At 47.8% G+C, this 6,319-nt stretch carries 6 protein-coding genes; 2 read left to right on the forward strand and 4 right to left on the reverse strand.

Annotation, left to right across the window (positions count from 1 at the left end; all coding sequences use genetic code 11):
- Positions 1-26: 26 nt before the first annotated feature.
- The 4 genes from glpX to MHH60_RS24905 form a co-directional block, all read right to left on the reverse strand.
- Positions 27-1,022, reverse strand: a complete 996-nt coding sequence (glpX, locus tag MHH60_RS24890) for a class II fructose-bisphosphatase (RefSeq protein ID WP_036676445.1) — start codon at positions 1,020-1,022, stop codon at positions 27-29.
- 44 nt (positions 1,023-1,066) lie between these two features.
- Positions 1,067-1,873, reverse strand: a complete 807-nt coding sequence (locus MHH60_RS24895) for a pyruvate, water dikinase regulatory protein (RefSeq protein ID WP_036676442.1) — start codon at positions 1,871-1,873, stop codon at positions 1,067-1,069.
- Between the two features lie 12 nt (positions 1,874-1,885).
- The gene (locus MHH60_RS24900) at positions 1,886-2,530 is read right to left on the reverse strand and encodes a helix-turn-helix transcriptional regulator (protein WP_081383827.1); all 645 of its coding nucleotides are present in this window, start codon (positions 2,528-2,530) and stop codon (positions 1,886-1,888) included.
- Positions 2,531-2,684: 154 nt separating this feature from the next.
- On the reverse strand, positions 2,685-3,617 hold the full coding sequence (locus MHH60_RS24905) for a DMT family transporter (RefSeq protein WP_076138715.1): 933 nt from the start codon (positions 3,615-3,617) through the stop codon (positions 2,685-2,687).
- Positions 3,618-3,785: 168 nt separating this feature from the next.
- Here MHH60_RS24905 and MHH60_RS24910 point away from each other — a divergent pair, with 168 nt between their 5' ends.
- A complete protein-coding gene (locus MHH60_RS24910) occupies positions 3,786-5,195 on the forward strand; it encodes an aminotransferase-like domain-containing protein (protein ID WP_076138716.1) in 1,410 nt (469 codons plus the stop codon).
- A gap of 200 nt (positions 5,196-5,395) precedes the next feature.
- Complete coding sequence (locus MHH60_RS24915) at positions 5,396-6,091, forward strand: hypothetical protein (RefSeq protein ID WP_081389192.1); 696 nt, start codon at positions 5,396-5,398, stop codon at positions 6,089-6,091.
- The last annotated feature ends 228 nt before the right edge of the window (positions 6,092-6,319 follow it).

Consider the following 6,319-nt stretch of genomic DNA (forward strand, 5'->3'; position numbering starts at 1 on the left):
AGTGAGATAGCCTGTTTTTTGTGGTTTTATAGAGACACAGCATTTTGTCTAACGGTCTGCGCAGCCGGTATTTCTTTTCCTGGCAGGAAATGAATGCTGCGGATATAGCGGATTGTCCGGCTCTGTGCCCGCATGATTACCGAATGTGTCTCCGCGCGTTCTTTGCCGATAAAACGGACACCGTTCAGGAATTCACCTGACGTTACACCCGTGGCGGCAAAGAGGACGTCGCCCGTGCCAACCATGTCTTCCATGTATAGCACTCGCGTTGGATTGGCAATTCCCATGCGTACACAGCGCTGCAGCTCTATGGGTCCATCCGGGAGCAATCTGCCCTGCATTTCACCACCAAGGCATTTCAGTGCAGCGGCAGCAAGAACACCTTCCGGTGCTCCACCGGAACCCATATATAAATCGACATCGCTGTCTGGCAGTGCAGCCGCAATAGCGCCAGCGACATCTCCGTGACCAAGCAGCTTAATTCGTACCCCGGCTTCACGCAGGCTATTAATCAGCTGCTCATGCCGTTTGCGATCCAGCACCATTACGGTTAACTCGGAGAGGGATTTGCCAGTGTAATGGCAGGCTTTTTGCAGAGTGATCTCTACAGGGTCCTCGAGTCTAAGCTTACCGGCAAGCTCGGGCCCGCAGGCTAACTTCTCCATATAAATGTCCGGGGCATGCAGCAGGCTGCCTTTATCTGCTATAGCAATAACAGATTGCGCATTATGCAGGCCGCAGGCAACAACCTCAGTTCCTTCGAGTGGATCGACGGCTACATCGACAGAGGGACCTTTTTGGTTCCCGACTTTCTCACCAATATAGAGCATTGGAGCATCATCCATCTCTCCTTCACCAATCACAACAGTTCCGTCGATGGACACAGAATCGAACATGGAACGGATCGCAGTCGTGGCTGCATCATCTGCCGCATTTTTATCGCCCCGCCCAATCCAACGAGCCGAGGATAAAGCACCTAGTTCAGTTACCCGTACAATCTCAAGGGCCAGTTCGCGCTCCATTCTAATTCCCTCCAGTGCATTCTATATATTTTGTAAACTGAAATTTAGATATAACCCATAATAATACCAGCGGTTTCTTCTATAGCCTTGTCAGTAATATCAATTACAGGACAGCCCAGCTTGTTGAACAATGAAGTGGCGTATTCCATCTCTTCGGTGATCCGCTCCAGACTTGCATATTGGGAGCCTGTCGGTAATCCGAGAACCTTAAGCCGCTCAGAGCGGACCTTCAGCATGTACTCGGGTTTCATGGTTAATCCGATAAGCCGGTTCGGCGGCAAGCTTAATAGTTCTTGTGGAGGACCAATCTCCGGGATAATCGGATAGTTAACGACTTTTTTTCCTCTATGGGCTAAAAAGATACTAAGCGGTGTCTTTGAAGTACGGGACATGCCCAGCAGAACGATATCGGCTTTGAGCATGGCACCCAGATCACGGCCGTCATCACAGGCGACGGTGAATTCTATAGCTTCTATGCGGCGGAAATAATTCTCGTCGAGCTGGTGGAGAAGACCCGGCCGCTGCTGAGGAGCATCGTCGAAGGTATCAATGAAGGCCTGCATCATAGGGCCCATGATATCAACGATCCGCAAATCAAGACGTACCGCTTCCTCGCGGATCATTTCTCTTAATTCTGGCTGCACTAATGTATAGGCGACAAAACCTTGATGCTGAGCTGCTTCTTCCATAAGCTTGCGTAGCTCGTCTTCATGCCTAATATTGCCGTATCTTTTAATGGTGACCTGCTGATTCTGAAATTGGTGAATAACGGCCTGCACGACAGCCTCTGCCGTATCTCCTATAGAATCCGAGCATATCGTTATTAAGTTGGAAGATTGCTCGATGCTCATGGGTTCCTCCTGTTATCCTTTGGCTTCAAGTTCGAGGAGAAGTTTGATGATGGAGGTTTTTGTTAAACGTCCTACCACATCCAGTTTTGTACCGCCGTCTTCAGCGGCGCTGGGAACAACCACCGGCAAACTGTCTACCTCGTGAAAAATCATCTTATGTGCAGCTTCAAGCACCGGCTCATCTGGTGAAGTTGTGACCACTTTGGGCTGGCGCGTCATAACCATGCTTACGGGCATGGAGACTGCACCGGGGTTGCCCAAGGTTACCTTTAGGAAATCCTTACGTGAAGCAACGCCCGTGAGTTTACCCTCTTCGTCACAGATAATAAGAGTGCCTACATCTTGTAGAAAAAGCGTAACTACGGCATCTTGAATAGTTGTGGTCTCACGGATAACTATAGGTACACTTTGAATTTCTTTGACCATCGTTTCCTGCAGCAGATAACCGCTTCCCTGACGACTGGATGATTTCAATCCTGGGAAGTACCCGACCTTCGGCTTGGCGTCGATATATTTGAGCATAACCAAAACAGACAGATCCGAGCGAATTGTAGGCCGGGTAAGATTCAAACTTTCGGCAATCTGTTCGCCGGTAATCGGAGCTCTTTTGTTAACGATATCGATAATCTCTATTTGACGTGATGTCAGTTCGATCACAATTCCCTCCACTTCCGATAAAAAGGCATTCCTCTTTAGAAAAGAAGCGCCGTTAAGCGAATCCTCCTTTCATATATGAGTCATATTTAGCTGTGTTTAATTTAACTTGTTTATATAATACGCAATAGTGGTCATAAATGCAATATATAGTACGTCATATATTTGATTTTTTTAACGCAATAGTGTTGATCTTCTTTTTTTGCAGTAATTGCTTTAAAGCATCAGCATTCACTAGGATTGTTCCGGCAATGATGGTGAACACTCCGAGAATTGTAATCCAAGATACGGACTCCTTGTAAAAGAAAAAGCCTACACCCACCGCAATCGGTGGAGAAATATAAAGCCAGGTAGAAGGAAACACTGGGTTGGTCTTAGCTACGAGCCAGTAGAACAAGGTATGGCCGACCATGGAGCCGATAACTGTGAGATAGAGCAGTGAACCTGCTGTCTCGAATGAGAAGAGAAATGCAGGATGTACTTTTTCCGTGGCAAAAGAAAGAATGAATAACAGCGCACCGCCATACATCATTTGAGCCGCATTTAGCGCAATCGGTGAGACCTCGGGCATACTGTTAATTACTTTTTTGGAGTAAATCGCACCTACAGCATAGCAACACTCTCCAATTAGGACTACGGCGCAACCGATGAGCCACAGTGGTGAAATATCAACGGCGAGATTGGGGAGAACCAGCAGCAGTACGCCAGTGAAGCCGATGATGCAGCCATATAGGGAGATGGCGGGTGCTTTTTGCCGAAGAATAGAGGTTTGGAGCAGCAGGATCATGATCGGTCCAGTGGCAGAGAGTACAGCTGCAAGCCCTGAAGAAACATATTGTTCAGCCCAGTAGAGACCCGCGAAGGTGCCGAAGGTTAGAGCAGACCCGGTGAACAACATTTCTTTGCGCAACAGCAAGGAGAAGCTGGCTTTACGTTTCCAGACCATCCATAGGAATAGAACAGCGCCCGCGACAAAAAATCTTAAGCCCGCTGAAAAAAAAGGAGGCGCACCGGCATCTACGCCGATTTTGATAGCTAGAAAGGTCGTGCCGAAGATCAGACATACAAGTGCATAAGCAAATAAGATCATTTTAAAAGTCCCCTTTTTTGTGCTTTATAAAATATAAAAATTTATAAGCTGGCATTTTGTTAATCATATAGGGGAGGGGACAGAACAGATTGCCTTGAGTAGAACAGATTAATTCAGAAATCGTGTACAATATGATTACAAGGTTGTTCGGAGAGGAGTTGTAGCCAGATGAAAAAGGTTGTGGGAGCGGAGCATAATCATCCTTTGTTTCGGCAGGTCTATGAATTTCTATTAAATCGCATGGAGCGAGGGGAGTGGGTCGCACATGATAAGCTTCCTTCTATACGGCTGCTGGCGGAGGAGCTTAAGGTACATCGACTGACCGTATTCAAAGCGTACAGACGGTTGACGGAGGATGGAAAGGTTTATGTAAAAGATAAATCAGGATATTACGTGGCACCCATAATCTCGCTTCCTGCTATTGAAGTAGGAGCCGCAGTATCGGCTTATGCGCTCACTAATCCGCTGTCTGATATTCAGAGAGTGCCAGTTAAGTATCAGTTCTCGCAGGCGCTGATTGATCCGGGGCTGCTGCCGAATCTTTTTCTATCTGACTATGTCAAAAAAGTGTTCGATCTATATCCCAAGGTAATGGGAACGTATGCCTCGGTCCAGGGGGATAACGAGCTGCGTGAGACGTTAAGCCACCACTTTCGGAAGCAACATCGGCTGCAGTTAACTTCGGAAGAGCTGCTTATTACCTCGGGTGCGCAGCAGGCGATCAATCTGATTGCCCGGATTGTACTTGGTCCTCTGGATACGGTGCTTGTGGAGCGGCCTACTTATAGTGTTGCTATGGATATTTTTCGCCGGGAGGGGGCACGGTTGGTCCCGGTAGAGATCACTCCGGAGGGATATGATCTGGAGGAAGTAGAAGCTTTGATGAAAAAGCATAAGCCGCGTATGTTCTACATTAATCCAACGCATCACAATCCAACTGGATACACGGTACCTGTGCAACAACGCAAGCTGTTGGTAGAACTGGCCGAACGTTATCGCTGTTTACTGGTGGAGGATGACCCGTTCCGCGATATGTATTTTGATGAGGAGCCGCCGCCGCCCTTTTTTGCTTATGATACGGAGGGGTGGGTGATCTATATCAGCAGCTTCAGTAAATATGTAGCCCCTGGCTTACGAATCTGTGCGGTGGCTTGCCGATATCCATTTATGGAGCGTCTAATCACGGCCAAATCACTCGCGGACAATGGCACTCCGCTGCTGAATCAAAAAATATTTCTACATTACTACACCTCCCCACGCTTGCAACAGCATCTCGGTAAGCTGCGCATTGCGCTTCAAGTGCATAAGGAAATCGTGGAAGAGGAGCTGGCGGGAACTGGCTGGGAATGGACGACTCCGCAAGGCGGATTAAATCTATGGGTGAAACTACCGGAGCATCTTACGATGGATCGCCTGTTTGCTTCAAGTATGGCGCAGTCGATCGCTTTTGTTCCTGGGGAGTTATTTGATCCACTGGGGGAAATGAAGTTAAGGCTTCGCCTAAGTTATTCCTTTGCAAGCGAAGGGGTGCTGCGCGAAGGAATACAGCGTTTGATTGGGATCGCGCACAGTCTGTGAGTGGTACAGCAGGTATGGGGGATTAATGAAGAGGATATGAGGAGTTAAAGAGGATTAGAGGAATTAAAGAAGAAGATTAGAGGAATTAAAAAGAGGATTAGGGGAATTGCTCCCGGGTAAACTTGTATCACTTGTTTGGGAATTCCTGTAACACTTTCCACGTTTGCTCCGTCTGTAAGGTAAAGAAGGGGGTTATCAAAGTGCGAAAGATCAAAGTGCGAAAGATCAATTTCCGAAGTCCAATGATGATATTTCTAGGTGTCCTATTAATATTTACGGCTTTGCTGACGGTGCGGCCCTCAGTCACTTACGCTTGTTCCTGTGTTATGCCTGCGGAGCCACTGGAAGCTCTTGAGAAAAGTACAGCTGTCTTTGTCGGGAAAGTAGTGGACATGAAGGAGCCGTCTCAGGGGAACATAATTTCTTCTGCTGATCCAGTAAAGGTAACCTTTGAGGTGGATTCCAGCTGGAAAGGGGTCGAGGGAAACCAAGTTACATTGACTACGGCTTTATCTTCTGCAAGCTGCGGCTTTGAGTTTGTGGAAGGGGAAAGTTACATTGTCTATGCTTATGCTAGAGACGGTGGAGACTCTGGTAATCTGGAGGCTAGTTTATGCAGTCGAACTAAGCGGCTAACCGCTGACTCAGTGGATCTAAAAGAGCTGGGGCCGGGTATTTCGGCAACGACGCCTACCGCTTCTCCGGAGGTAACCCCGAATAATTCACCGGAGTCAGGAGCAGGGAGTAATGAGCCTGATCAAGCGGGGGACCCCGCTGCGGACAGTGATTCCTTTCCACTTGTTAATGTGGGGATTAGTGGAATAATTATCGTTCTAGTAGCTATAGCTGGGGCTGTTCTATACCGTCGTAGAAATGATGGAACGCGCAAAAAATGACTCTAACTGTAGAGTCACGTCATGTAATGTAATGGTGGGATCAAGTTAGGACGTAAGAGTATATAAGGGGTTGTGATAAAATAAGCGGTCGCTCGGGATAAACATCCGAGCGACCGCTTATTTGTTTGAGAAGACCTTGAGTAACTGGAGTTGGGCTGTGTTGGTGGCTGGTGCAGGGTCTAGTGCTGGTAGGTGTGGAAGGGCGGCGTAGGTCTAGTGCTGGTGCTA

Origin of the sequence: Paenibacillus sp. FSL H7-0716 (assembly GCF_038002705.1) — a bacterium.
In the GTDB taxonomy this organism is placed as follows: Bacteria; Bacillota; Bacilli; order Paenibacillales; family Paenibacillaceae; genus Paenibacillus_AQ; species Paenibacillus_AQ odorifer.

Bases quoted from the DNA above. Each gene is read 5' to 3' on its own strand.
- glpX (WP_036676445.1), bottom strand. From the start codon at position 1,022: ATGGAGCGCGAACTGGCCCTTGAGATTGTACGGGTAACTGAACTAGGT.
- MHH60_RS24910 (WP_076138716.1), top strand. From the start codon at position 3,786: ATGAAAAAGGTTGTGGGAGCGGAGCATAATCATCCTTTGTTTCGGCAG.
- MHH60_RS24905 (WP_076138715.1), bottom strand. From the start codon at position 3,617: ATGATCTTATTTGCTTATGCACTTGTATGTCTGATCTTCGGCACGACC.
- MHH60_RS24895 (WP_036676442.1), bottom strand. From the start codon at position 1,873: ATGAGCATCGAGCAATCTTCCAACTTAATAACGATATGCTCGGATTCT.